We start from the raw sequence: 25,775 nt of genomic DNA, 5'->3' as shown, positions 1-25,775 counted from the left end.
GAGCCGAGACATTTTTGTTTGTCGTCTGTCTTTTGGGGTTTCTGGTTTTCTGCCTTGACACCGCACTTTCTTTCGGCAGGAATAACGCCAAATCGAGCTTGGCGGGCACAATTGGACTCGTGGTCTCGGTCATCTGCTGTTTAACAGTCTTTCTCAGCCGATAAAACCACCACGGACAGCAGGGGTTGATTCCCCTGCTGTTTTTTTATTTTCCTAGAATTTTCAAGAAGGCACTCTCGGACAAAATACTCACACCCAGATTTCTTGCCTTATTCATTTTCAAACCGGGATTCTCCCCCACCACAACATAATCAGTCTTTTCAGAAACCGAACCGGATACGCTTCCGCCCAAATTTTTAATTTCCATTTTTGCCTCTTCGCGCGAGAGACTTTTCATCGTTCCCGTAAGGACAAAAGTTTTACCGGCTAATTTTCTCTGTGTTGCCTTCTCTTGTTTCGCAATTTTTACTTCACCCAACAAGTCAGCGAGGGCCTTTTTGTTCTCCGGCTCTCCGAACCAGTTAACCACCGCCTGAGCAACGATTCCGCCCACATTTTCAATTTTCTCTAAGTCAGACTGGCTAGCATTTTTTATCTTTTCAAGACTGCCAAAATTCTGCGCCAGATCTTCTGCGGTCTCCTCACCCACTTGGGGAATAGAAAGAGAGACGAGAAAACGAGCCAGTGTTACCTTTCGACTCTTCTCTATCGCTGTTAATAAATTACCAATCGATTTTTCTGCCAGCCTCGGTAATTTAATTAGGTCTGATTGTTTTAATTTAAAAATATCGGCAAAGGTAGAGATTAAATTATTTTCCAACAATAGATCAATCATCTTCGGACCACAGTGATCAATGTCGAAAGCGTGTTTAGAAACAAAGTGATGGAAACGACGTTTAATCTGCGCCTTTGAATTATTGCCAACCACGCGATACGCCGCCTGACCAGATACGCGTTCGATTTTCCCGGCACCGGGCAAGCTTTTCGGAAACACGAAAGAGCGAGAACCTCTTGGGCGCAACTCCGGCAAAACCTGAATTATGTCGGGGATAATATCACCCGCTTTCCGAATGATTACCGTATCGCCGATGCGAACATCTAACTTTCTTATTTCATCTTCATTGTGCAGAGTGGCCCGCGAAACCGTCGAGCCGTCGAGGAAAACTGGACGCAGGTAAGCGACGGGAGTGACCGTTCCCATTCGGCCAATTTGGAATCTAATATCCTCTACCACGGTCGTGGCCTCCTCGGCCCTAAACTTAAGGGCAATGGCAAATCGTGGCGCCTTGCCGGTATAACCCAACCTCTCTTGCTCGTTTCGTTTATTTACCTTCACCACAATGCCGTCCACCTTATACGGCAAGGCATCTTTTCTCTTCTCCCAATCCCGCCAATATTTAATGACCGCATCAATATCTCGACAAAATTTGAAATTTTTGTTCACCTTAAAACCCAGCTCTTTAAGTTTTTCTAATTCCTCGCTCTGGGTATCGGGCAAGCTGGAACCAGACTGTGACAAATCGTAGATAAAACTATCTAGTTTCCGTGTGGCCACAATTCTGGGGTCAAGTTGGCGAATCGTGCCCGCCGCCACATTACGCGGGTTGGCATACAATTCCTCACCTCTTTTCCTCTTTTCCTTATTCAGTTGTGCAAAACTCTCTTTACTGAGCCAGATTTCACCCTCCACAACCACATCCAGATTCTCTCTTAGTCTTAGCGGTATAGATTCGATCGTGCGCACATTACTGGTAACATCCTCGCCCACCACACCATCACCGCGAGTAGCAGCGGTCTCCAATAAACCATTTTTATAGGTTAAAACAATCTTGAAACCATCAATCTTCAGCTCACAAACATAACCAACTTGAGAGCCCAACACTTTTCTCACTCTTTCATCAAAATTTTTGATATCCTCCTCCGTAAACGCGTCGTTGAACGACCACTGCGATATCAGATGGCGCACTTTCTTGAACTGGGGCAGTGGCATTCCAGCCACACGCTGGGTCGGAGAATCTGGTGTAATCAGTTCCGGGTGGCGAGCCTCCAACTTAACCAACTCATCCTTCAGAGAATCCAATGCCTCATCCGAAATCTCCTGTCGATCTAAAACATGGTACTGATAACGGTGATGCTCTATTAGACGCCGAAGTTTCTCAATTCGCTCTTTCATCGCGAGCTAGTATACCATAGAGGAAGCTCGTTCCACGGTGCGATCCCCCGGCTGGTAACAGTCGAAATTGTTGGACCCATAACTATTGTAACCACGAGATTTAATATCAGTTTTTCCAGTAGCCTTAAACTTAACAACTGTCACATTCGCGCAACTCTCTTTTGCCGGGCTAGCCCCATCATTGAAGGCAACCACGAACTTGAAGGTAACGGTGTCTGACCCATCAACAGCTGGTAGCATTGTGGACGAAGCACCGCAAGTTAGAGAAGTAGACGTCGGCGGAACATAGAGTAATCCGCCACTGGTAGTAAAGTAGCCAAACGGCCTCTGGTCGGCGGGATCAATACTGTCGTAATACCTGGCACAATTTCGAGCGCTATCGGCCGCATAAAAAGCAAATTGCGATTCGCGCGCCAGTGATGACAAAATTAATTGTCGTAAGGTAATGTTGAGTAATGTTAAACCAACCGTTAAAACAATTGAGACGAGTAGAATCGCGAATAGAATAACCACGCCTTGTTTTTTTTGATAATTATTTGCCATATTATCCTTTACTGAATAGGTGTTCGACAATCGTTAGCGTTCTAGGAACATTCTTATTGTTCCATTTTACCGTCACCGTAACCTTGATTTCGTTGGGGGGGCTCGCCGCGTCAACTGCCGAAATCTTCACCGAGCGATTGAATACGGTGCCACGATTCTCAACCGGCAAAGTTGTGGGCGATTGATATATCCCATTAGTGATATTGAAAACCAGTGCACAGGAATTATTCGATGGCCCCGTGAGACTACCACAATCCGCCGTAAGAGCAGCGGTAAGAGAATTAACACCGCAGTGGTTACCAGATGACATACAAGTGCTTAAACCAGCATCAATAGTCCAGTCGGGAATCGTGGTGTATTGCGCCTTACGAATAGTGGCATAGCGCTTGTTGATTATCACTTCCAATGCTTCTTGGGCAAGATAGTTCGCCGCTAATTGGTTGGCCGCGAAGATACCGTCACCGATTCCGCGGGAGGCAATATTTAGCGGACCCAACACCCCAACGACAAGAATAGTGATGGCAACTAATGTTTCAATCAAAGTGAGACCGGTGGACAAATTTTTCTTTATTTTTTTCATATTCTAACGTCGATCTGAAACGGTTGTCTCAACGGCGAAACTACTGGATTGCTTCCCCGCTGTGGCAGTACCATAAACACTAATTAGCGCGCGGGGTTGTTTATCGGGTAAGCCGTTGTCAAAAACATAAAATCGACCGGAATTAATGTTCACGTCATCGGCCGTAATCGGGACAAGCGGCGACATTGACGCGCTTGATCCAACACCCTTCGAAAATTGAAGTTTATTTCCAGAGAAAAGATAGATGTAATAGTCGTAGCTACCGGCACCATCTTCAACCCTAAAGGCAAGCCTTGACTCCCCAGAACAATTACGGGAATCAGCTCCAACCGGATAGACATTGGTGGCATCACTATCGCAGTAGTAACCCCCGCCCTGCTTCAACTTGAGCGTCAGACTATCGAGAGCGAAGTTGAGGTTATCCACCACCAGCTTAATTGCCTGGGACCTCTTGTTTATATTATTGGCGGTTATCACCGCGCCAGTCGCAATCACCGCCACAACGGTAAAAATGGAAACGGCAACCATTATCTCGACCAGAGTGAAGCCAGATTTTTTTATGGACATGATGGTTTGGTATAAATATGGCCAGTGGCCCAAATGTAGACGCACTGTGTCGTACCAGCTCGAACGGAACTCAAAGTAATTTTAGCATAACTGCAAGAACCACCGCAGAGATTCGAACCCGATTCGCTGACGAAGGCCGCCTCTGGATTGGGGCGGGCGAAAACAATATTTAGAGCATTGGTCGCCGTAATATTGCTACAAGGGCCAGAACTCTGACATGTTTCCAGTTTTGTGAAAGTTATTCCAGTTGGAAGACGATACACCTCCCGACACTCGGTGGTGCCCGGAGTACAAGGAACCTCTCCATCACTGTAGCGGCCAATAGAGCCAGTCTGGCTAGGGTCGTCGGCAAATAACCGGAATGAATCATTGGACTGGAATACGGCACCGGGTGGCGCATTCACATTGAAATAAAGGCCGTAGGAAGGAAACTCCAGCGTGGAGAAAGAAGCGGCCCTCGTATTGGTGCCAAAGGCCTGCGCCTGCCGAACAACCAACGCCACCTCTTGCGCCACCAACTCGAGAGAAGAACGGTCTCGAAATTCCGGAAAATTGGCGAGAACGACAATCGTCATGATGACAATAATCGCCACGACCGTAACCATCTCCACAAGCGTGAAGCCGCTCTGTAAATTCTTGTTTTTAAAAAAGGGCAATGACATTGAGATGAAAGAAAAGATTCAGGAATAATCCGAGAACGATAAAGGGGGCAAAGGGCACCTCGCTCTTCAAACCAAACTTCGCCCGACCAGACAATTGTCCGTAGATGAGAACGCAGACGCTGACCAAGGCTCCAAACCAGAAAGCAAACACAATGGCCGAAACACCACCAGTTAAGCCAAGCAAGAAGCCCACCCCAAGAGCCAGTTTGGCGTCGCCAAAGCCCATCCACCGACCACGAGAAACCGCCCAGAGTAAGAAGAAGAAGGCAAAGAGAGCGAGGCCGGCAAGAAGATGATTAAAAATTATTACACCCTCCCGCGTGAAAAGAACAGGTAAAATAGAGAAAATGATGAAGGCGTAAACGAGACCGTCCGGAATAATCTTGTGGCGAAAGTCATAGACCGTAATCACCACCAAGAGCGAGAGGATAACAAGATAAACCGCAAGCAGAGGCCAAGAAGCGGGGTTGATGCCGAATTGCCAACTGGCGAGAAGAAAGAGTAAGCCGGTAACCAGCTCGACCAGCGGATATTGCCACGAGATACCGCTCAAACACCGCCGACAACGCCCCCGCAGGGCAATGAAGCTCGCCACTGGCACCAGTTCAAACCAGTGCAGATTGCGCGAGCAGGCCAGACATCGCGAACGACCACGAGCCACACTCCTTCCGGTATTGTAACGATAAATTACAACATTAAGAAAACTGCCAACGATCAACCCTAGAACAAAAACTGTTAGATGAGGAAAGCTCGCCACGGGATTATTATAACACAAAAGAAAACTCTACTGACAGGTGGCGGGCCCACTATTGATCCTATTTATTGGAGTTAGTGAGCCAGAGCCACCATTATCAGCATTGCTCCCAGATGTTTGGATGTTCGCACCACTACTGTCGACACACCACCACTGACTGGAATCCGAACGCAATTTAACCGCTACAGCCCAGTCATTATTACTGGCCTTACAAAAGGTATTATCAGTTGACCCACCAGAAGTATCACAATTTGACCCTCCGCTTGCATTACAAGCTTCTCTGGCGCGGGCAAGCACATTAACGTCCTTGAAAACGCTAAATGGTGTCACGGAACTATGTCGACAATAAGTACTGACCGTAGAAAGAATGCAACTTCTTAGGGCCCCAGCGATACCAGGTGTTATACCAGAAACACCACAGGGAATACTGACATACTGTCCATTCTCCGAATAATAGATTTCTGCCAGATTTCTAATCTCCTTCAAACTAGATTTAATAGCCACGTCATATCCTCTACCCCTAGCACCCGACAAGAACACCACGACAATTCCAGACAAGAGACCAATTATCGCAATGACAATTAGGATTTCAATCAGAGTGAAGCCTGCTTTTCCTGACATAAGACTGTGTGTAGATAATAGCACCCCGGACAAAAACCAGCCCCAGAACTACGGACAAATGGGAATACCTCCATTCCCCGAAGCCGCCTGAAGAAGTGTGAGCAGTGACAAACCAGTCTGTGTAATCTTATTGGTGCCGTAATGGTCGGCACAAAAATACTGGCCGTTACTAGACGCGCTAGTTACCGCGGCAGCCCAGCCAGTACCAGCAGAATCCATAAGACATCTCGACAAAGATGCCGCCCTACCATTCAAAGCTTGGGTTATCAACTTTTCACCCTGAGAACCGTTCGCAATAAATGTACCATCCCAGAAAGAATTACCAGGAATCAGGCATACGCTATTTTTCAAAAACGTCGTTGTGTTGTAACGACCGTTACCCAAAGAACTGTCATTGAAATAAATACTCGCCTCCTTACGTAAGCTACCCAAGCTAGATTTGATCGTTGAATCGGCAGCACTGGTACGAGCACTAGAAACAAAGACGAGTATAATCCCAGACAAAGTACCAACAATGGCTATAACTATGAGAATTTCCAAAATTGTAAAACCTTTTTTAATCATCACCATATTCTAACATCCTGATTAAAATCATTCAACAACAAGTGTGGACAAAAACAAAACCCCATAAGGGGTTTTGTTTGAAAAACAGAAAGAATACGAATTAGGAGCAAGTCCCAGCAGCTTGGGCGATGTGGTTACCCCCAGAGCTGACTGCTTGAGTATTACTTACACAGAAACTTTCCGCTGCATTGGTGGGCTTAAGCGCAGACACCGCCCAGGCAGCGTTTGTTGTATTAACAACACACTGTGGACTCTGCCCGGCAATAGCCCCAGTAAGAACCAGAGCGTGCAAGCTGGACGTATTGGCAGAATCAATCAATGTTCCAGCGGCACTTACACAAGCACCCAGAGCAACAGCCGTGCCATAGTTGTTGTTATTTGAGTAAAACAACTCTGCCTGACTTCTCATGTTTGCCATTTGTGCCTGAACAGCGGCATCCCGACCCTTACCTCTCGCCGTATTGAGCGAACTCAACACAATACCTGACAGAATACCGATGATGGCGATAACCACCAAGAGCTCAATCAGGGTAAAACCTTTCTTAAGATTCAATTTCATCATATATGATTAACTTTTAATAATCTTTCGACTTTTCTAATAATAACAAAACCGGGCGAACGGTCAACGTCGAGAAATTGCTTGACCATCACGGGCTTAATTATACGGCAATGGAGAATAAGGGCAAAAGACGCCTCTGTGGACAACTAAATACCGCTAGCCAGGTTATAAATTGGCACCAGAACAGAGGTAAGCAAGATTCCCACTCCCGCACCAAGAAGCACAATCATTGCCGGCTCAATCAGATCAACCAGAGTATCTACGGCATCGTAGACCTCGCGTTGGTAGAAACGGGCAATCGTCTCTAGAATCGAGCCCAGTTTACCGGTTTCTTCACCAACCCGAAACATCTGAACCAGAATTGAGGGAACCTCGTGATACTTAGACATTACGGCAGAAACCTGATTACCATTCTTCACCGATTCGGCTGATTTCAACATAATTTCCTTATAGACATCGTTATCCACAACCTCAGAGGTAATCTCCAGGGCGCGGACCATCGAGATGCCGGAGGTAAGCATTGTGCTTAAGTTATCGGAAATTCTTGAGAGATAGAGTTTCTGATAGAGATTGCCCACATACGGGATGGAAAGCTTGAAGGAAGAGAGCGAACGGCGACCAGAGTCTGTCCGGAGCCAACGGCCGACGAAGACGGACAAGACCACAAGTCCCGCCAAGAGGAAGAAGCCATAATCTACGAAAAATTGACTCAAACCAATTACCGCCCGAGTATAGATTGGGATAGCCTGTCCGGTTTCCTTCAGGATAGCTGAAAGTTTGGGAATCACGAAAACAAGCATCAAAATCATCACCACAATGAAGGAGAGGATGATGAAGGCTGGATAAATGAGCGCATTCTTGGCCTTGCTCACCAGACCGTGAGAACGCTCAAGATAGGCCGCCAAGTAATTAAACGCCTCCGATAATTTACCGGATTCTTCACCCGACTTCACCATACTCACATAGAAAGGTGAGAAGACTTCTTCCTGCTTGGTCATCGCAGTGGAGATAAGAACACCACTATTGATCTCATCGGCAATCTCGGTGAGGGCGCGTTTCAGCACCGGACTTTCGACTTCAGACGCCAATAAGCGGAAGGTGGCCAGGGCCGAGACCTTCGCCTCAAACATTGTGGCAATCTGACGCGAAAGCAGGACAACATCCTTCATCTTGGGTTTACGAGAAAAGATAAAGTAACGCGAGAGAAAACCGCGCCCCCTTTCATCGGCCGCCTTGATATCTAGAATAATCAGACCCCGACGTTGAAGTGAGGAGATCGCCAACTCCAAACCCGGAGCGTCAATGCTTCCCTCTTGTGCCTGATTTTCCTTAGTTACCGCTTTATAATTAAATAGCATGAGATTTCTAAATCATTCGCCCCAAACCTTTGGGATTGAGAGAATAACGATAAGCTGTTTCTTGGGTAATTTCGCCCCGACGAATCAGATCCGATAGAGACTGATTCAGATTGATCATCCCGTTCTCGGAACCAGTTTCAATTACCACATCAATTTCAGCTGTTCGCCCTTCACGAATAAGGTTGGCAATAGCATTATTGTTGATTAGAAGTTCGTAGGCTGGTACCTGCCCACCAGAAATACGGGGCAATAAGCGTTGGGAAAATATTCCCGCCAATGAACCGGCCAATTGAATCCGAATCTGGTTCTGTTGGTTCGCGGGGAAAGAATCGATAATGCGATCAATCGTCTGTGAAGCAGAGTTGGTATGGAGAGTAGACAGCACCAAGTGACCGGTCTCCGCGGCCGTCACGGCGGCGGCGATTGTCTCCGGACTCCTCATCTCACCCAACATCAGCACATTCACATCTTCACGAAACATCCCGCGCATTGCTCTGGAAAAACTCATAGTATCAAAGCGAACCTCGCGCTGATCAATAATGGACTTGTCATTCTGGAAGAGGTACTCAACCGGATCTTCAATCGTGACAATATGCTCGGCTCTCTCCTGATTGATCATCTGAATAAGCGAAGCGAGCGTGGTGGACTTACCCTGACCAACAGGCCCAACGGCGAGAAAGAACCCCTGCTCCCGTCGAGCAAACTCCTCGAGACGCTCGGGTAAATTAAGCTCCTTGAGACTCAAAATTTTATTCGGAATTAGGCGAAAGGCGGCACCCACAAAGCCGCGTTGGAAGAAGCCATTCCCACGGAAACGCGCGTTGGCAGAAGCAGAATAAGCAAAATCAATCTCTTTATTCTTCCAAAACTCTTCCTTATTCTCCGGTGAAAGTACCTCGGTTATTAAGCCAATGGTGTCTTCTGGCTTTAACACCGGGCGATTAACTAGTGGAATCAAATCACCAGACACGCGGATGGTTGGATGTCGACCGACGGTGAGGTGGAGATCCGAAGCCCCCTCTTTCACAACCGTGACAACCAGTTCCTCTAAATCTCGCTTGTAATCGGTCATACTTTTTTATTCTTAGCGTGCTTACTATTGGCAATATCGACCGTTTTGCTCACCACCTCCGAGGGGGTGGCCGTCGCCTTCACAATATAGCCGTCTACGCCAAGCGCCAAACCCTGATCAATGTCTGCCTGTTGACCCATATTGGAGAGAATTATCAAAATAGTTTCTGGAGGTAAGTTTTTTTCTTTCAGTTTGGCAATAAACTGAAAGCCGTCCAGCTTCGGCATTAGAATATCGATCAAAAAGATATCCGGGTTGAGACCATTTGTGACCTTTTCCAGTGCTTCCTCGCCGTCAGTGGCGGTGGAAACCTGGAAACCAAGCTCATTGAACTTGAGCGAGTACATGTCCAGTAAGAACTTGTCGTCATCAATGATTAAGATATTCATAGATTTATTCCGTCTCCATTATTATATTACAACTTGCTCACTTCTTCAAAGGAAATCAGACCCTTAAACGCCTTGAGTAGGGCATCTTCCCGCATCGTGAGGAAACCTTTCTTTCTTGCCAGTGAGGAAATAGCTTCTTCGGTGGGCGTGGAGAGCATTAGTTGCTCAAACTCGTGATCCATTTCAAGTACTTCAAAAACGGCCATCCGACCACGAACCCCAGCAGAACAAGTTGGTGATGGTTGAGGACGAAAGATGCTTTTCGGAATCTCAATTGTCTTTTTGACTTCCTCTGGTACCTCTTCTAGATATTTATCAACTACCGCCCGAAGACCACCATCAAGCGGAACCTCTTGCTTAGATTCAGCGCAAAGGGTAGGAACTAGTCTCTGCGCCACGGCGAGAATAAGGGTCGCGGCGATAAGATAGGGATCAATGCCCATATCGACAAGACGAGGGATGACTCCGGCTGCATTATTGGTGTGGAGAGTGGAAAGCACAAGATGACCAGTTAGCGCCGCCTGAATTGCGAGTTTAGCTGTTTCTGAATCACGAATTTCTCCGACCATTATGATATCCGGATCCTGACGCAAGATACTGCGCAAGCCGTTAGCAAAAGTATAATTTATCTCTGGTCTGACTTGGGACTGACTGACATCCGGAACGCTATATTCGATCGGATCTTCCAGGCTCACCACGTTATTGCTCTCCCGATCAATCACTTGCAACATAGAATAAAGCGTGGAAGTTTTTCCAGAACCAGTCGGTCCCGTAACCAGAATCATTCCGTAGGGTCGTTTAAGAGCGCGCTCGAAAGTGTTCAGATTGATTGGGGTTAGACCCAATTGACTAAAGGTGAGCAGCTGTCGTTCTGAATCCAGAATACGAATTACCACCTTCTCACCGTAATAAGTTGGCATTGTAGAAACACGGAAATCAATCTTTCTCCCCTCTACCCGAGCAGAGAAACGGCCGTCTTGCGGCTTGCGTCGCTCATCTAATCTCATGTTGGTCAGAATCTTGATACGCGCCACAACCGCATCGAGCACCGAACTGGGCAGGAAAAGGCTAGAGTGAAGTGAACCATCTACCCGAAACCTTACCCGGACATTTTCTGGTGTGGGCTCAATATGAATATCGGAAGCATTCCCAGACGAAGCGTGTTGAAGAATCACAGCCACAATCTTGGTTACTGGTGCATCCTCCACAATCTTCACTTCTTTTTTATCGGAACCGGACTCTGTCTTCTGTTTTTTTTCCTCGTTTTTGATCTCCGAATCAAGGTCACCCAGCGCCTTTGTCACTTGACTGGTAAGACCCTCGTACCCCTTCAATGCCCGCTCGAAGTCATCCTTACCAATTGAAAAAATTTTAAAGGGAAGACCAATCTTAGAGGCAATGAACTGGATCGCATCGCGCGCCTCGAGATTATTGCTGTCCATCATCCCCACCTCCAGAACACCGTCACTTACCCTTAGGGGCACAAATTGATAATACGTCGCCGAGCTCTTCGGAACATATTCTAAAACCTCTAAGGGAATCCGACTCCCCTCTTCAATTGTTGCGACGGGAACGGTAATCGTTGAATCCATAGTTTTTAACGCGAGCTGGTGCTTGTCGAAGTAGAACTGGTGGCGCTACGCGAACCCACAGAGCGAACCGCTTCAAAATTAACCGGCGAAAAGGGGTTAGGGCGTCCGGGCGCCTGATCAACCAAAACGGTACTGTGATCTTCTAGGTCCTTGAAAACAGGGCTTTTGAAAACATCACCCTTAAGATTGAGCTCCTGTAGGCCAATAAGTGTTGCCAGAAACTCGTCGGACGGATCTTCACCATCAATCCCTTGACTGAACCCGTCTGCTGTCAGTCCTGCGTCCGATGACGAATCAGAACCACCCAGCCAACCATACCCCAAGTAAATCAGAACCGCGGCGAGAAGAAGGAGTCCGAGATTAGTTATAATTTTATTTCCAGACATATTTTTATGTTGATTTATTTCAGCCAGTAAGTTTGTAACTCCACGCTATACTCGTAGAAATTTTTCTCATTCGAGCTGAAGGAAACGTCAGTTACATCGACCAGACGCAAGCTCCGCGCCAACCGCTGCAGAAAATCTTCAAAGTTTGCATAGGGGCCGGCGACCGAGAAAGCAAGGGTAACAGCGCCTTTTTTCTGTCCACTGTCAGCAATCACCTGCGGATCAGTGCCCCCCTGATCAGACTTGATCTTAATATTACGAATAGACATCCCCGAGCCACGCGCCAGATTATTGATATCGATAATCAATCGGACATTATCTACGTTGTCAGGCAACATTTTGTTTAGACGATCTAAGTCTTCTTTGGGAAATTCGCGAGAAATCTTGATAAGTTCGTCACGAACTTCTTGTAATTTACGCGCATTATCCAAACCGGTTTCTAGTTTGGCTTTCTCTAGACGCAAAACGGCGATGTCCGCGAGCAGAGGTCGTGAGAGGCTGAAGAAAATGGCGACGGCGGCAATCAAAACGATAAGGGGAAGGAGAAAATTTTTCATGGCAAGGGATTATTAGTGACCGAAGAATTATTAATAGTGGTATCGCCAAGTGCGTGGGTATAAGAAATAACTTCCGGCTCCACATTCAAAATTAATCTGAAAATTACATTCCCAAAACTATCTAAATCTAGATCGGAGAAGATAAAGCTCTTAATCCTTCCGCGGTCACGGCTAAGAACTTGAGTCTGGACCGCAATATCTTCGTAACCCGAGGCGCGACCCTCAATCGTAATCGTCTTACCATTATAAGCAAAACGGGTGTAATAAATTGATGGCAAAGTTAGCTCCTCAAGCATAGTGAGCAATGGTAGGACTGTTTGGTGGGTACGCACCAAATCGTTACCAATCAAAAGTTTGTCGCTCAGACGCTTGAGAAAAACCGTTGTGGCCTGATCTAGATTCTGGCGTTCGCGGTTAATACTCTCTCTTAATCCACAACTCTGTTCATTGCCCGTGACTGTGGAACGTTCAGAACACGGTGCCTCAATCTGATTCTGCAATATCTGACGGTAGCCAAATGTCCCCCCCCAGAAAGCGATTGAGAGAAAAAGGGTGAACATAGAGATGACCGTAAAGAAACTGACACTCCGGGGCGCTAACTCCATATTGCGACTGAGAGCCGCCTTCGGAATAAATGATGTTTGTGTTTCTCGATCCATGATGAACTCTATTTATTAAATCACATTAATCCAAGTTCTGTAAGTGACGGAGCGCCAATCCAATCGCCACCGCAAATCCAGGTCCCGCTTCATTAAGTACTGGCTCTAAAAATGGCGGGGACTCCACCTTATTAAAAGGCTTGCCGATCACTACTGGAATTTCAAAATTCTTTGTCGCAACATCAATTAATCCTTGTAGCAACGAACCACCGCCAATCAGGATAATCCGACCAATCGTCTTTTTCTGTTTAACCTGGTAATCCAGAATAACACGATTAGCCTCAGCAAAAATATATTCCATTAAATTATTGATGGTCGACGATACTCCCCCACCAACTAAGCGTTCCGACAGCCCCACCGTCCTCTTCACCTCCTCGGCCTTGGCAAAGTCTACATTCAATTCTCGGGAGAGAGCAACGGTGATGTCTTGTGAGCCCTTATGAATCGTGTGCGACACGTGAACAATGCCATAATCCAGAATGGCCATCTTGGTACTGCCGGCACCGATGTCCAGAATCGCTGTCGGTGTCATGTCGCCAGAAAAGACGGAGCGAATTGAACTGAAGGTTTCAATCTCAAAGAACGACGGCACAACTGAAATCCTTGTGGCTAAATCTTGGTATTGACTGATTACACCCTTATGAATCGCCGCCACAAGAATCTCTAGCTTGTCAGGATTCTTACCTTCGGGGTTCATATCTTGAAGTGGAATCGGCCACCAATCAATCGCCACCTCACCAATCGGGACTGGAATATACTTGCGCGCCTCAATCGGCACCACTTTGTCTAGAACATTGCTACTCACGCGCGGGATCTCGATAATCACCAGCAAACTGGAGCCAAGCGGTATGGCAAAAGAAGCCGAAGCCGTGGTCACATTTGCTTCACGAAAAAGGTCCTTAACCGCCTCCGCCAGTTTATCTGGTGTAAGCACAACCGCTTGCCCCACCGCAAGCTGACGGTAGGGCCCAGTAGCAATTTCACCATAAGTCTCGAGCACCGCTCGACCATGTTCCTTGCGCAATTGCACAACCTTAATCGAAGACGCGCCGACATCGATGCCAAGAACCTGAACGCTTTTCTTCTGCCAAAGAGCAAACTTGGTGAAATTCAGAAATTTCTCAAACGGATTAGCCATTTACACGGAGGCTTCATCAGCCCACTGAATTATTATATCATGAAAGAAGCAATGACTTACTCTTGGTGGCCACACTTATCCACAATTATCAACTATGTCCTACCCGCCCGCTGTTTATCCTGTCGATCCAGAAACTATTACCTCTGCCCGAACTGCCGTGCGCTTATCCCCAAAGCCGAACCACTGGAAATCGTGGACACCCAAGCGGTATTTAATTATCAAGATGTCCGAATTAAACAAGCAATCTGGCAACTTAAATATCGTGGGGCTCGCGCGGTGGCGTATGATCTAGCCCAATCACTATACAAATACTACTCGGAGAGTTTGTCTGCCTGGCAACCGCCACAAATACCCAAACCAGAATCTTACATCGTAATCCCCGTCCCAATGACAGAAAAACGAAAAAATGAACGCGGTTTCAATCAGGCGCAAGTGTTGGCAAAATATTTTGCCGGTCTCGATCCTGCCAATCTGCAATTGCAGGAAAATATCTTAATAAAAACCCGTGAGACACCAAGCCAGATGAAAACAAGAGATCGTAATACCCGTTTAAATAATCCCCGCAACGCTTTTGCTATTTCTGAATCTGGAAGGAATCAGGTGAAAAATAGAAATGTTATCTTGATTGACGATGTCATTACCACTGGCGCAACAATTTCTGAAGCAAGAAAAGTTTTACTCACCACTGGCGCAAGAAGAGTCTTTGCAATAGCGGTGGCACATGGTTAAAACCAAACAACGCCATCTTAGAGTGAACGAGAATTCAAAAAGGCACGAGTCGACGGACCGACAAACCCGTAACCGGGTTCACCAAAATGAGCAATGTCATTGTGCTCCTGTAATTGCATCACGCCTAGTTCTGTCAGATGACCAAAGTAGCCTGAGACAATACCTGATGGATAAATTACGGGACGATGTGCAGTGAGAAATTTCTGTAAAGCTGTTACATCATCTCCCCTATCCCCGTAACCAAGCGGTCTAGTGAAAACACGTGATGGAACTGGAACGATAGGCGCGATCGGCGGGAGGAGAAGTCGCTGCTGCAGAAAAATGAGAATTACTTGCAGCTGAGTGGGCGTAAAAAGAGAAATTATACCCGGTGGTAGATTTAGCGCTGGTGGCGCAACATTGGGAGTATTGGGGACAAGGGCGTTTTGATTCACGGAAACACCTCCGCCACCTCCTCCGGTAGAATTAAAGGCCGGAAGAGTTTCCTCTTCAGCTACAACCTCCGAATCACTGGTGGTAAAACTCCAACTAGTCGTGTCGGCGATTCCGGTATAGCTGTTGGTGGCCACGTCTCGTACGATACCGGAATCAATCTGTACATAATATTCAGTAAGACTCGCGAGGGTGACTGAAGGATTGATGGTGATCGTGTCACTCCCACTGCCTGACACTTGACCACCAGTGATGTCAATTGTTTCTACCGTGGTGTCGTCACTTGTTTTCTTGATGTATACATTACCACTATTAACAATCACCACACCATCGAAGGTCACCACCAGATTAACTGTGGCCGAAACATTGGTTGCATTATCGCTCGGAAAAAGAGAAGAGGCCGTCGGTGCGGTGGTGTCAATAACAAGTGCTTTATTGGTCGCGAGATTGGTAGCCGGGTTAAAGTCAGTCATGGCGTTACTGGATTGATCAGCGATTGTGCCAGAAATTGTATTCACGTTTAGATCAGAACTCGCGTCACCGGCCTGAACTGTGTAGTTACACGTACCAGAGGATGAATTAGATACAGAAAATGTACAAGTACGATCGGAGGTGCCTGTTTCTAGAGTAACGGTCACATCCCCGGTTGATGTTACCGCTTCGGAAAAAGTAACATCGATATCGATAACTTCTCCAGTGGTGTAAGAACCATTTGCCTTATCAGAAGAGACACTTGTAATTGTTGGCGCGTCTAAGTCACTAGTAGTGAAGTTCCAAGTTGTAGCGTTGCTGACCCCGGCGTAACTATTGGTCGCCACATCTCTGAGGGCCGTACTATCAACTTGAACATAGTACCCCGTAAGACTCGCGAGGGTGACTGAAGGATTGATGGTGATCGTGTCACTCCCACTGCCTGACACTTGACCACCAGTGATGTCAATTGTTTCTACCGTGGTGTCGTCAGAAGATTTTTTAATCGTCACATTGCCAGAATTTGAGTTGACGACGCTATCGAAAGTGAGAACCAGGTTAGCAGTAGGAGAAACTCCGGTCGCATCATCGGCCGGCGAGAACGTGGAAATCGTCGGTGCGGTGGTGTCAATAACAAGTGCTTTATTGGTCGCGAGAGTCGTCGCTGGGGTGAAATTACTCATCGCATTAGCAGACTGATCGGCAATTGTTCCAGAGATCGAGGCGTCCAGATCGGAGGAAGTATCACCACTCTGAACAGTATAATTACAGGTACCTGTGGTGCTGTCGGTAATGGTAAAGGTGCAAGTCCTATCCGTCCCACCTGTCTCTAGGGTAACAGTTACACTTCCAGTAGAAGTAACCTCTTCGGAAAAAGTAACATCAATGTCGATGACTTCTCCCACCGTATAAGAGCCATTTGCCTTATCGGAAGAGACGCTTGTGACGGTCGGTGCCGTTACATCAGCGTCAATGCCAAAGAAGTGATCCTTAGGAGAATTTGTAATTAGTCCAGTAACGGCGTCCGTGGAGGAAGCTTCTAAAAGATAGCTGCCTCCACTTAACCCATTGAAGGTGTGACGGACAGTATAAGCATTGGTACGATATCTGGCCATATAATCCGCCTCGCCAAAAATATAAAGATAGTCTCCGGTATTGTCCCAAGTCACCGCTTCTGGTTGATCGGTGGCACCGACTGGTAGATTGTTGAGATAGTCTCCAGTGTCGTTTGAAGTATCCCCATCTCCGTCACTATCTACAAAGGCACAAGTCGAGGTACTGGTTATATCAACCGGAATTAGACGATGATTCTCGTGAGAAAGAACATACAAAATGTTGTTGTTGTAAAACAGGTCGGAAAAATCAGTCGCAATAGAAGAAAAATCCAGATTGCCACAAATCTGCACCGCCGTAGAACCAAGTGACGGGTATTCATACAATGTAGGTGAACTTTTTTCCTTTGCTAAATAAAATACACCCGATGTCGGATTGTAGGCGATACCTTCAAGTCCAGCATTTGAGCCGTGACTAATTCCAGTAGTATAAAAACTGCTACTCATCGTTGTCACTCCTACGGTGGATGGGACTACGACCGTATAAACTCTCGCGTTAGAGGTGAAGTCTTCGGTAGAGATGGCAAAGGTATGATCATAAACGCCCGGTGCTGTAGACGAGGCGACGCTGGAAATCAGAGTTATGCCCTCCATATCACCGCTACAGTTGGAGCAAGAAATCGTCCTTATCACTGCCCCGGTGGTCGTGGCAATCTCAGTCAAACCAAAGGCGGAAGACTGGTGAACCGTAAAAATAGTACCCGTGGTCGGAACATAAATCGAACCAGAAGTATTCGCATTCAAGCTAAGGTCCAAATTAGAGATCACGTTGGTCAAGTGAGTCAGGTTGTAATCTCCGTAACGAGTAGAGGTGCTAGCTTCACTGACCAGGGAACCGTCGGGATTCTCTAGTCTCAACGACCAGGTGGTAGACGTCGCCGTCTGAATGGTGGAAGAAGCGTAAACAGTAATAGACGTCGCGGTCGTAGTAGAATTCGCAGAGGGTGAGGGTGAGACAAAAGAAATATATTTACCAATTGCAATAGCCTTATTGGCCGCAAGATTGGTCGCGGGACTGAAATCCGTCATCGGATTAGCCGACTGATCTTCGATATAGCCAGACACAGATGCAACCGTAAGATCGGAAGTTGTGTCCCCCGTCTGAACGGTGTAATTACAGCTCGCTGTTGACGAGTTATCAACGGTAAAAGAACAAGTGCGATCGGTGGTTCCGGTCTCCAATGTCACCACAACCGAGGTGGTCGCCGTCACCGCCTCCGAGAAAGTCAGATCGATTGGTATAACTTCACCAGCACCGTAAAAACCATTGGTCTTGGTCGATGAAATATTGGTAATTGTGGGCCCAGAAGAATCTACATCATTGTCTGTAATCGTGACAGTAACATTAGAAATACTCAGTGCATTATAGCTGGTATCAGAACTGGAGACAGAGTGTGTGATAGTGCTAGAATGGGAGCCCTCCACATTCTCATCGTCAGTGGCAGTAACAGTTACTGACTGGGGTGTAAACCAATTACTGGTGGTAAAAGATAGGCTAGAAACACTGGTCGTGGACTGCGTGTCGGCCGAAATATTGACCGTCACAGTGGCGGTTGGCTCTGTCTTGAGCGCAAGAGTGTAAGAACCAGTTGCGCCACCTTCAGTGGCGGTGGTAGTGGTGGCAGAAAAGAGAGCTGCGGCACCAGCTTGATAAATAGCAGCAATTTCTTCCGTAGTTAGAGCCTTGGTATATAGCGCATATTCATCGATTACGCCATCAAACCCCTCGTTAGTTAATCCAGAAACATTACCCAACCAGATATCGTTTGGTAGGGTGTAGGAAGTATAAGAAGTTGTGAGCTTAGAAACATTGTTAATGTACAGAGTCGCGACATCTGTGGAACTATTCATGACCAACACAAGGTGATACCAGACTCCGGGCACCACGGTTATATTGCTGGACTGTGCTGCGTTACCCTGAATCCTCATCGCCCAGAGACCAGCAATACAACGTATATAGGCTCGCGTAGCACTAGGACTTCCAGAAACCCCCCAAACATGGTCCGTGTCACTAGTACCACAAGTACCAGTTTTATTAACCCACATACTGGCGGAAAAAGAAGTGGAGGATGGATCAATGCCATTACCCCATTTCGTATCAATAGAATCCCCATCTTCGTCGAAAGTGGTAGCGTAAGCACCAAAGGGGGTGGTTGTCGTAGCGTAATAAGCCGCATTGCCAACAAGTGAACTGTCGTAAGTTGTACTACCTGTCCCACTATTCACAATCGTCCCCGAACCTTCTTCAAAGTGGTAGAGGATTAGTTCGCTACCATCGGGATAAGAAGCCTGTGCGACTCCAGCACCACTAAAAAAAGTGACCATGATAATAATCGCCAGTAAGTTACCGTGCTTGCTCTTGTGATGCATTTTGTTTAGAAATATCCAAACCAGAGTATAACACCCCCCCCCACACATTAGGTAGGCATAAATGACGGGAATGGCGTGTGGTTAAAAAATGTGTTAATTTGTGACCACTGGAGACGTGGCTGAGTGGTCGAAAGCGCCTCACTGCTAACGAGGTAGGGGTCACACCCTCATGGGTTCGAATCCCATCGTCTCCGCCAATGGAAACTCATTTCCTAATCCAAGTACTTGAGTGGGCAGAGAAGAAGCCGAACGGTTTTACGAAAGAAGAGCTAATCGCTTCGCGCACTTTTGAAAATTGGGAGAAAGAAATTCTCGACGGATACTTTGCAGATGCCGACACTAACCACAAAAGAACGGGTTTACCAAGCTTTACCTATCTCCCCGAAACAATCTTTCATGTGATTCGAATGAATCCCAAAAAAGCTTATGTCTTAACCCCCGATGCGTTTTTCAAATATATTGACTACACTGAACTGAAGCTCGCACGTCAGACAGCAAAGGAGGCCAAGAATTCTTCCGAGAAATCTATAAAGATCTCCTCTTTTTCGGTGAGGATTGCCATTTTCGCCATCATGATCTCACTGCTTGCGTTATTTATGACCCAAACCGTCAAACTAGAAGATGAGCAGTTTAGACGTGTTGAATCATTAATATCCACTTCACTAGAAAATTGAAGTGGGTTAGAACATCAAGTAAAATAGGACGCGACCCTGCTTAGCGTCATGGAATTCTTCATCGAATCAAAACCTTTGTTCACTGTCACCCATATCATAAGCGCCATCGCTGGTATCGGCGGAGCACTCGTATCCGACGTCTTCTTCACTTTCTATAGTCATGACAAAAAGTTCAGTAACCGGGAGCTCAATGTACTCAATACCCTCTCCACTGTTGTCTGGGTCTCCCTCGTCGTCATCATCGTGAGCGGTATCGGAATATTTCTCTCTGACCCCGTGATGTACTCCGCCTCGGCGAAGTTCCTGGCGAAGATGAGTATCGTCCTCATTTTGAGTATCAACGGCTATCTCCTGCATCACCTGGTCAAGCCGCATCTTGCCCACCGCAGATTCCTTGATTCACCAAAAGAACGCCGACCGCGAATGGTGGCATTCTCTTGTGGCGCTGTTTCTCTCGTATCCTGGCTCTCCGTCCTCGCCCTTGCACTCATAAAAAATACACCGTTCTCCTACGGAGAGATTATGCCGCTCTTTATCCTTGTGCTTATATTTACCATCACCGCCGCCCTGGTCGTTGAGCGCAGGCTCAACGCGTGAATATCCTTATCGGGCTCTACTTACTCCGTCGTTTTACCATCAAAATGTTCCGGGTCGGCATCTGCCTCGGCCTTGGTTTTGTGGATAACCCCGTCGCGGTGATGCGGTGGCATATACAACGTGTAAAGTTTCATTGAGCCGGAGCCACCGTTCACGATATTGTGTTTTGCACCAGCCGGCACAACCACAACGCTACCATCAGTAATCGCGTGAGAAATGTCATTCAGGATTGCGATTCCCTCCCCTTTTTCCACCCGCAGAAACTGATCAACATCATGAATCTCTTCACCAATTTCTTCTCCCGGCAGAAGCGACATCAGAACCAATTGACTATTCTTGTCGGTGTATAAAACCTGACGAAAATTATCGTTTCCAAGCGACAACTTCTCAATATTTGCAACATAACCATCCATTCCCATATTCTAGCACAACTTGCATTTATCTATTCACTGGTCTATACTTCTAGCCATACTGATGACAGTGAGTTTGGTCGACTGGCTGTTGCGTATTTTATTGTCAATTAATCTTATACAACATGGACGAGACAACAAAAAACCCAGCTGAAGGAGTTGTTACCCCAGAGACCCCAATGACTCCAGCTCCAGAGATGCCAACAAACCCTACTCAATAGGAAAAAGCAAAAAACAGACCCCACACGGGGTCTGTTTTTTTATTGCACAGCCTGTCTCCGCGTCGCACGCAAACGTTCAAACAACTTGCGGATTTCCTCAACCAAAACAATCGATGCAGAAACAGAAATGGCAATTGCCCAGTCGGAATAATTCAGCGGCACTGTTTTCAAAAAAGTGTTCATAACCGGAGTATAGACCGCCAACAATTGGAGAATCACGACGATCCCTGTCGCACCAAGTAAATAGAGATTAGAAAATGGGCTCAGGCTAAAGACTGACTTGCTCTCCGAACGACAATTCCAAGCGTTGAACCACTGAAAAGAGGCCAAGACGGTGAGCGACATCGTCCAGGCCTTTGCTAGATCGGCTTCGTAATAATTCTTAAAAAGATACAGTGTGCCAATCGCCATCGCCGCAGACATTAGCACCATCCTTCTGGTCATTAATTTATCCACGAGATATTTTTTTGGTTTCTCAAACCGACCATCAATCAAGTGATCCTCCTTCGGTTCCATTGCCAGAGAGACATCGAGAAAACCGTCGGTTACAAAATTTAGCCAAATAATTTGTGCCGCCAAAATGGGCAAGGGATAGCCCAGCACGAGCGCCCCCACAATCGTGAACACCTCACCCATTCCGGTAGAGAAGAGGTAGAGGATGACTTTTTTAATCGTCCGATAAATGCTACGACCCTCCTCGATTGCTGCCACGATACTCTCCAGATTGTCATCAAGAAGAACAATATCCGAAGCCTCTTTTGCCACTTCGGTTCCGATATTACCCATTGCCACACCAAGATCAGCGGCCACCAGAGATGGTGCATCGTTAACGCCGTCCCCCGTCATCGCCACCACTTCACCGCGCGCGCGATACGCGCCAATAATTCTCATCTTGTGTTCTGGATTAACCCGAGCAAATACCGACACCAGATCAAGCTTCTTCGACAATTCACCATCAAACATCCTGTCAATTTCCATTCCGGTAAGAACCTCATCACCCTCATGCCAGATACCTATTTCTTTGGCAATCGCCTGAGCAGTAACCCGGTGATCACCAGTAATCATCACCACCCTCACTCCCGCCAATTTAGCCCTCTGTATGGCTGGTGCTGCCTCTGGTCTGGTGGCGTCCCTCATGCCATAAAACCCACCGAAAGTGAGACTCTGTATCTTGTTCGGGTTAAGCACTTTCCCTGCATCTGGGTCAATGGCAAACGCAACCACCCGCAAACCAGCTTGAGACATCTGTTGAAAAACCGCTTCAAGATTTTTCTTTTCTGACGAGGTCAGTTCTTTCTTTCTGCCGTCCGACCAAATTGTCTCCGATAATTCCAGAATGACTTCGGGGGCACCAACTACCGCCAAAAAGTTCTTGCCGTCAGACTGGTGAAGCGTGGCATGATATTTAAGCCGATAATCAAATGGGATCTCGTCCAGCACGACAGATTCCCGCTCAAGGTCTTCTTTATGGAAACCCAGTTTCTGAGAGAGAACAAGCATCGCCGCCTCTGTCGGATCGCCGGTCACCCGGAAAAGTTTATCTTCCTCCGAATAAACCACTCGAGCATTGGCACAGAATGCGGCGATCTTTCCGGCAAACAGTAGTTCTGGATGATTCACCGCGTCTGTTACATGGCCACCCAAACTAATATCACCAGTCGGCTCATACCCCACGCCCCCAACATCAAACATTTTTTCTGCTATATAAACTTTCTGGATCACCAACTCGTTCTTCGTCACCGTACCAGTTTTATCAACAGCAATGACATCCGCTTGTCCCAGCGCCTCGACAGCTTGCAATTTCCTCACCAGAGCATTGCGCTTACTCATCCGCCACACGCCCATTGCCAAGATTAGGGTCACCACGATTGGTAGCCCCTCCGGGACAACCGACACCGACAAGGAGACTATTATCGTAAACATTTCCTTCACTGGTTTTCCAGCCAAAACACCGAGAGTAAAAACGATCGTCGAGATGACGGCGACGAGCATGATAATTACTCGTGAAAGACGACGAATATTACCCTTCAGGGGAATCTCGGTATCAATCTGCGAAATTGAACTGGCGATACGACCAATCACCGTCCGAGAACCAGTTGCCACCACAATTGCCCGACCGTTACCCGCCACGATGTTCGTCCCTCGGTAGGCGATATTTTTACTTCTCCCGGAGGTTTCTTCGGAATCATCCCGCTCGCTGGTTTTATGTACCGGCTCTGACTCACCCGTCAGCGCTGCCTCATCCACTTTCAGATTATGGGAAACAATAATACGACTATCAGCTGGAATTTTTTCTCCTTCCTGAAAGATAAGAACATCCCCGGGAACCAATTCCGTGTCGGGAACGATAATTTCCTTGTCTTCGCGAAGGACGGTTGCCTTAGTCTCAACAAATTTCTTTAGTGCCAATAGGGTGTTCTGGGCTCGCCCCTCCTGAATCGTGCCAACGACAGAATTAAAAAGAAGGACAGCGAGAATAATCAGTCCCTCAACCACTTCTCCCATAATAAACACCACGCCACTCGCGGCAACCAGTATATAGATAAGCGAGCTTTGAAATTGACGGAGGAAAATGGTTAAGACACCATCCACCTTCGCCTCTGGTAGTTTATTCGGTCCATATTGTTTCAAGCGCGATGCGGCCTCCTCTTTACTCAAACCACGCTCACCGGAATGTAAATTTATAACTGATAGCTCATTCATAACGAAGTGCCTCAATCGGGTTAAGAAGGGCCGCCCGACGCGCGGGGTAATAACCAAAAATTATACCAATTCCTGCCGACACCACAAAGGCAAGCAATACTGATGAAAATGAAATGGATGTTTGAAGGATACCAAGATACGTGACAATAAAACCGACCAACCAGCCAAAGAAGACACCAATCGCGCCACCAATGAAGGTCAGGGCAACCGCCTCAAAAAGAAACTGTTTATTAATATCACCCCGTTTAGCGCCAATTGCCTTACGCAAACCAATCTCCCTAGTACGCTCGGTCACTGTTGTAAGCATCATATTCATGATGCCAATACCACCGACCACCAAGGATATCGACGCAATAGAGGCGAGAAACAACGTGAATGTGTTCACCACCTGCGAGAGTGTCCCCAGTATGTCTTCTTGAGAAATTATAGAAAAATCGGCCTCAGACACCCGATGCTTGACCATCAGCGCATCAACGGCGGCATCTTTCACGGTCGACATTTCATCTTTATTGGAAACCGTTACGGCGATTGTGGACAAATAATCAACACCACTCAACACTTTTTGCATCGCGGAAAGCGGAACAAAAACCATATCGTCTGGCCCCGAAAATCCGAATCCCCCTTTCGCGGTAAGCACCCCGGTTACTCGAAAATTTGAATTATTGATCCGAATCGATTTACCAATCGGATCAGCGTCACCAAATAAATCAGTAGCCACAGTAGCACCGAGCACCGCATTCCGACTCAAACTCCGCTGATTGGCTTCTGTGATAAAACTTCCGTCAGCAACAGACAAATTATGAACAGGGAGATAGGAGGGCAAGGCGCCCGTTACGGTGGTGTTGGTATTGTTGCCAGTTGGCGCCGCAATCTGAAAGCGCCGTGAAGATTCTGGCGACACCTCGGCAATGCCTGGGAGTTTAGCCAGCACATCAATATCCTCATTCTTTAGTGTCTGAGCTGAACCACGCCCAGAAGAAACAATCCCTCGGCCAGGTTGGACCACGCCAGGTAAAATTGTTAACAAATTAGAACCAAGTCCCTCGATACTTGACTGGATCTGGGCCTTGGCACCCTGACCGATAGAAACCATGGCGATAACCGAACTAATACCGATTACTATGCCAAGCATCGTCAGACTCGAACGTACCTTGTTTGCTGATAGGGCTGATCTTGTTTCTTGAAGTAAATCAAATGTGGTCATAGTTTTTTATCCTCAACAATCTCACCATCCTTGATAGAGATGATCCTCTTGGCATGATTGGCAACCTCATGTTCGTGGGTAATCAAAACAATCGTCCGTCCTTCCTTCTCATTAAGATTTCGAAACGTGTCTAAAACAATTTCACCGGTCTTAGAATCAAGATTGCCCGTTGGTTCATCCGCCAGAATTAGACTTGGATTATTGACGAGTGCGCGCGCAATCGCGACTCGCTGGATCTGTCCACCGGAGAGCTGGTTTGAAAGATGGTGAAAATATTTCTCATCTAGGCCCGCGGCGAGTAGTGCCGCTCGCGCCCTTCGTGCACGTTCGTCACCACCAACACCGGCGTAAACCAGCGGTAACATCACATTGCGAAGTACGGTCGTACGAGGTAGAAGGTTAAAAGACTGAAAAACAAAACCAATCTTATCACAACGAATATCGGCTAATTCATCATCGGAAAGAAGGGAGACATCGCGACCGTCTAAAAAGTAACTCCCCGTCGTAAGCACATCAAGCGCGCCAAGAATATGCATCAGTGTCGATTTGCCAGAGCCTGATGGCCCCATAATCGCCAAAAATTCTCCGTCCCTGATCTGAAAGCTAACATTCCTCAATGCCTCGAAAGGTGCGGTCCCGCCCGTATAAGTTTTTCCCAATGCCTTAACTTCAATCATC

The 25,775-nt window shown here is 47.0% G+C and carries 25 protein-coding genes and 1 tRNA gene; 4 read left to right on the top strand and 22 right to left on the bottom strand.

What is annotated here, in order from left to right; genetic code table 11:
- Positions 1 to 205: 205 nt before the first annotated feature.
- From ligA to pilM, 17 genes are all read right to left on the bottom strand, one after another.
- Positions 206 to 2,173: an NAD-dependent DNA ligase LigA gene (gene ligA, locus IT398_01970; GenBank protein MCC6290812.1), complete on the bottom strand. Its 1,968-nt coding sequence runs from the start codon at positions 2,171 to 2,173 to the stop codon at positions 206 to 208.
- Between the two features lie 6 nt (positions 2,174 to 2,179).
- The gene (locus tag IT398_01965; protein ID MCC6290811.1) at positions 2,180 to 2,716 is read right to left on the bottom strand and encodes a pilus assembly PilX N-terminal domain-containing protein; all 537 of its coding nucleotides are present in this window, start codon (positions 2,714 to 2,716) and stop codon (positions 2,180 to 2,182) included.
- Between the two features lies 1 nt (position 2,717).
- Entirely contained in the window at positions 2,718 to 3,296 is a 579-nt protein-coding gene (locus IT398_01960) for a hypothetical protein (protein MCC6290810.1), read from the bottom strand.
- Between the two features lie 3 nt (positions 3,297 to 3,299).
- Positions 3,300 to 3,863, bottom strand: a complete 564-nt coding sequence (locus tag IT398_01955; GenBank protein ID MCC6290809.1) for a prepilin-type N-terminal cleavage/methylation domain-containing protein — start codon at positions 3,861 to 3,863, stop codon at positions 3,300 to 3,302.
- Positions 3,854 to 4,525, bottom strand: a complete 672-nt coding sequence (locus IT398_01950; GenBank protein MCC6290808.1) for a type II secretion system protein — start codon at positions 4,523 to 4,525, stop codon at positions 3,854 to 3,856. Before IT398_01950 ends, IT398_01955 begins: the two co-directional genes overlap by 10 nt.
- On the bottom strand, positions 4,506 to 5,282 hold the full coding sequence (locus IT398_01945) for a prepilin peptidase (GenBank protein MCC6290807.1): 777 nt from the start codon (positions 5,280 to 5,282) through the stop codon (positions 4,506 to 4,508). Before IT398_01945 ends, IT398_01950 begins: the two co-directional genes overlap by 20 nt.
- Before the next feature lie 27 nt (positions 5,283 to 5,309).
- Positions 5,310 to 5,900, bottom strand: a complete 591-nt coding sequence (locus IT398_01940) for a prepilin-type N-terminal cleavage/methylation domain-containing protein (protein ID MCC6290806.1) — start codon at positions 5,898 to 5,900, stop codon at positions 5,310 to 5,312.
- A 48-nt stretch (positions 5,901 to 5,948) separates the two neighbouring features.
- The gene (locus IT398_01935) at positions 5,949 to 6,464 is read right to left on the bottom strand and encodes a prepilin-type N-terminal cleavage/methylation domain-containing protein (protein MCC6290805.1); all 516 of its coding nucleotides are present in this window, start codon (positions 6,462 to 6,464) and stop codon (positions 5,949 to 5,951) included.
- 100 nt (positions 6,465 to 6,564) lie between these two features.
- Complete coding sequence (locus tag IT398_01930) at positions 6,565 to 7,017, bottom strand: prepilin-type N-terminal cleavage/methylation domain-containing protein (protein ID MCC6290804.1); 453 nt, start codon at positions 7,015 to 7,017, stop codon at positions 6,565 to 6,567.
- Positions 7,018 to 7,169: 152 nt separating this feature from the next.
- The gene (locus IT398_01925; GenBank protein ID MCC6290803.1) at positions 7,170 to 8,381 is read right to left on the bottom strand and encodes a type II secretion system F family protein; all 1,212 of its coding nucleotides are present in this window, start codon (positions 8,379 to 8,381) and stop codon (positions 7,170 to 7,172) included.
- A 7-nt stretch (positions 8,382 to 8,388) separates the two neighbouring features.
- On the bottom strand, positions 8,389 to 9,453 hold the full coding sequence (locus IT398_01920; GenBank protein MCC6290802.1) for a type IV pilus twitching motility protein PilT: 1,065 nt from the start codon (positions 9,451 to 9,453) through the stop codon (positions 8,389 to 8,391).
- On the bottom strand, positions 9,450 to 9,842 hold the full coding sequence (locus IT398_01915; protein MCC6290801.1) for a response regulator: 393 nt from the start codon (positions 9,840 to 9,842) through the stop codon (positions 9,450 to 9,452). Before IT398_01915 ends, IT398_01920 begins: the two co-directional genes overlap by 4 nt.
- 26 nt (positions 9,843 to 9,868) lie before the next feature.
- Positions 9,869 to 11,434 (bottom strand): type II/IV secretion system protein, encoded by a 1,566-nt coding sequence (locus IT398_01910; GenBank protein MCC6290800.1) that lies wholly within the window; start codon positions 11,432 to 11,434, stop codon positions 9,869 to 9,871.
- Positions 11,435 to 11,439: 5 nt separating this feature from the next.
- Positions 11,440 to 11,820 carry a hypothetical protein gene (locus IT398_01905; protein MCC6290799.1) on the bottom strand — a complete coding sequence of 127 codons (381 nt, stop codon included), beginning with the start codon at positions 11,818 to 11,820 and terminating at the stop codon, positions 11,440 to 11,442.
- A 14-nt stretch (positions 11,821 to 11,834) separates the two neighbouring features.
- Positions 11,835 to 12,377: a type 4a pilus biogenesis protein PilO gene (gene pilO, locus IT398_01900; GenBank protein ID MCC6290798.1), complete on the bottom strand. Its 543-nt coding sequence runs from the start codon at positions 12,375 to 12,377 to the stop codon at positions 11,835 to 11,837.
- On the bottom strand, positions 12,374 to 13,036 hold the full coding sequence (locus IT398_01895; GenBank protein MCC6290797.1) for a hypothetical protein: 663 nt from the start codon (positions 13,034 to 13,036) through the stop codon (positions 12,374 to 12,376). Before IT398_01895 ends, pilO begins: the two co-directional genes overlap by 4 nt.
- 25 nt (positions 13,037 to 13,061) lie before the next feature.
- The gene (pilM, locus tag IT398_01890) at positions 13,062 to 14,174 is read right to left on the bottom strand and encodes a type IV pilus assembly protein PilM (GenBank protein MCC6290796.1); all 1,113 of its coding nucleotides are present in this window, start codon (positions 14,172 to 14,174) and stop codon (positions 13,062 to 13,064) included.
- A 39-nt stretch (positions 14,175 to 14,213) separates the two neighbouring features.
- Between pilM and IT398_01885 the strand changes: the two genes are divergently transcribed.
- Positions 14,214 to 14,903, top strand: a complete 690-nt coding sequence (locus IT398_01885; GenBank protein ID MCC6290795.1) for a ComF family protein — start codon at positions 14,214 to 14,216, stop codon at positions 14,901 to 14,903.
- A gap of 17 nt (positions 14,904 to 14,920) precedes the next feature.
- Here IT398_01885 and IT398_01880 read toward each other — a convergent pair whose 3' ends face one another.
- Positions 14,921 to 19,288 (bottom strand): Ig-like domain-containing protein, encoded by a 4,368-nt coding sequence (locus tag IT398_01880; GenBank protein ID MCC6290794.1) that lies wholly within the window; start codon positions 19,286 to 19,288, stop codon positions 14,921 to 14,923.
- A 109-nt stretch (positions 19,289 to 19,397) separates the two neighbouring features.
- Here IT398_01880 and IT398_01875 point away from each other — a divergent pair.
- The 3 genes from IT398_01875 to IT398_01865 all read left to right on the top strand — a co-directional run bounded on the left by IT398_01875 (position 19,398) and on the right by IT398_01865 (position 20,559).
- Positions 19,398 to 19,485 (top strand) — tRNA-Ser (locus tag IT398_01875).
- Positions 19,486 to 19,962, top strand: a complete 477-nt coding sequence (locus IT398_01870) for a hypothetical protein (GenBank protein ID MCC6290793.1) — start codon at positions 19,486 to 19,488, stop codon at positions 19,960 to 19,962.
- Positions 19,963 to 20,037: 75 nt separating this feature from the next.
- Positions 20,038 to 20,559: a hypothetical protein gene (locus tag IT398_01865; GenBank protein MCC6290792.1), complete on the top strand. Its 522-nt coding sequence runs from the start codon at positions 20,038 to 20,040 to the stop codon at positions 20,557 to 20,559.
- A gap of 20 nt (positions 20,560 to 20,579) precedes the next feature.
- Here the strand turns inward: IT398_01865 and IT398_01860 are convergent, their stop codons facing one another.
- The 4 genes from IT398_01860 to IT398_01845 all read right to left on the bottom strand — a co-directional run bounded on the left by IT398_01860 (position 20,580) and on the right by IT398_01845 (position 25,774).
- Positions 20,580 to 20,972 (bottom strand): cupin domain-containing protein, encoded by a 393-nt coding sequence (locus tag IT398_01860; GenBank protein MCC6290791.1) that lies wholly within the window; start codon positions 20,970 to 20,972, stop codon positions 20,580 to 20,582.
- A gap of 257 nt (positions 20,973 to 21,229) precedes the next feature.
- The gene (locus tag IT398_01855) at positions 21,230 to 23,893 is read right to left on the bottom strand and encodes an HAD-IC family P-type ATPase (GenBank protein ID MCC6290790.1); all 2,664 of its coding nucleotides are present in this window, start codon (positions 23,891 to 23,893) and stop codon (positions 21,230 to 21,232) included.
- Positions 23,886 to 25,097 (bottom strand): ABC transporter permease, encoded by a 1,212-nt coding sequence (locus tag IT398_01850; protein MCC6290789.1) that lies wholly within the window; start codon positions 25,095 to 25,097, stop codon positions 23,886 to 23,888. The genes IT398_01855 and IT398_01850 overlap by 8 nt, the downstream gene beginning before the upstream one ends.
- Positions 25,094 to 25,774: an ABC transporter ATP-binding protein gene (locus IT398_01845; protein MCC6290788.1), complete on the bottom strand. Its 681-nt coding sequence runs from the start codon at positions 25,772 to 25,774 to the stop codon at positions 25,094 to 25,096. Before IT398_01845 ends, IT398_01850 begins: the two co-directional genes overlap by 4 nt.
- Between the last annotated feature and the right edge of the window lies 1 nt (position 25,775).

Source organism: Candidatus Nomurabacteria bacterium, assembly GCA_020847275.1.
GTDB lineage: Bacteria > Patescibacteriota > Minisyncoccia > Phycocordibacterales > JACOZG01 > JADLCI01.
The sequence above is the reverse complement of the archived record's forward strand: the minus strand, read 5'-3'. Positions and strand labels throughout refer to the sequence as shown.

Bases quoted from the DNA above. Each gene is read 5' to 3' on its own strand.
- IT398_01910 (MCC6290800.1), bottom strand. From the start codon at position 11,434: ATGGATTCAACGATTACCGTTCCCGTCGCAACAATTGAAGAGGGGAGT.
- ligA (MCC6290812.1), bottom strand. From the start codon at position 2,173: ATGAAAGAGCGAATTGAGAAACTTCGGCGTCTAATAGAGCATCACCGT.
- IT398_01915 (MCC6290801.1), bottom strand. From the start codon at position 9,842: ATGAATATCTTAATCATTGATGACGACAAGTTCTTACTGGACATGTAC.
- pilO (MCC6290798.1), bottom strand. From the start codon at position 12,377: ATGAAAAATTTTCTCCTTCCCCTTATCGTTTTGATTGCCGCCGTCGCC.
- IT398_01920 (MCC6290802.1), bottom strand. From the start codon at position 9,453: ATGACCGATTACAAGCGAGATTTAGAGGAACTGGTTGTCACGGTTGTG.
- IT398_01855 (MCC6290790.1), bottom strand. From the start codon at position 23,893: ATGAATGAGCTATCAGTTATAAATTTACATTCCGGTGAGCGTGGTTTG.
- IT398_01895 (MCC6290797.1), bottom strand. From the start codon at position 13,036: ATGGATCGAGAAACACAAACATCATTTATTCCGAAGGCGGCTCTCAGT.
- IT398_01925 (MCC6290803.1), bottom strand. From the start codon at position 8,381: ATGCTATTTAATTATAAAGCGGTAACTAAGGAAAATCAGGCACAAGAG.
- IT398_01935 (MCC6290805.1), bottom strand. From the start codon at position 6,464: ATGATTAAAAAAGGTTTTACAATTTTGGAAATTCTCATAGTTATAGCC.
- IT398_01850 (MCC6290789.1), bottom strand. From the start codon at position 25,097: ATGACCACATTTGATTTACTTCAAGAAACAAGATCAGCCCTATCAGCA.
- IT398_01955 (MCC6290809.1), bottom strand. From the start codon at position 3,863: ATGTCCATAAAAAAATCTGGCTTCACTCTGGTCGAGATAATGGTTGCC.
- IT398_01885 (MCC6290795.1), top strand. From the start codon at position 14,214: ATGAAAGAAGCAATGACTTACTCTTGGTGGCCACACTTATCCACAATT.
- IT398_01870 (MCC6290793.1), top strand. From the start codon at position 19,486: ATGGAAACTCATTTCCTAATCCAAGTACTTGAGTGGGCAGAGAAGAAG.
- IT398_01845 (MCC6290788.1), bottom strand. From the start codon at position 25,774: ATGATTGAAGTTAAGGCATTGGGAAAAACTTATACGGGCGGGACCGCA.
- IT398_01940 (MCC6290806.1), bottom strand. From the start codon at position 5,900: ATGTCAGGAAAAGCAGGCTTCACTCTGATTGAAATCCTAATTGTCATT.
- pilM (MCC6290796.1), bottom strand. From the start codon at position 14,174: ATGGCTAATCCGTTTGAGAAATTTCTGAATTTCACCAAGTTTGCTCTT.
- IT398_01965 (MCC6290811.1), bottom strand. From the start codon at position 2,716: ATGGCAAATAATTATCAAAAAAAACAAGGCGTGGTTATTCTATTCGCG.
- IT398_01860 (MCC6290791.1), bottom strand. From the start codon at position 20,972: ATGGATGGTTATGTTGCAAATATTGAGAAGTTGTCGCTTGGAAACGAT.
- IT398_01950 (MCC6290808.1), bottom strand. From the start codon at position 4,525: ATGTCATTGCCCTTTTTTAAAAACAAGAATTTACAGAGCGGCTTCACG.
- IT398_01960 (MCC6290810.1), bottom strand. From the start codon at position 3,296: ATGAAAAAAATAAAGAAAAATTTGTCCACCGGTCTCACTTTGATTGAA.
- IT398_01880 (MCC6290794.1), bottom strand. From the start codon at position 19,288: ATGCATCACAAGAGCAAGCACGGTAACTTACTGGCGATTATTATCATG.
- IT398_01905 (MCC6290799.1), bottom strand. From the start codon at position 11,820: ATGTCTGGAAATAAAATTATAACTAATCTCGGACTCCTTCTTCTCGCC.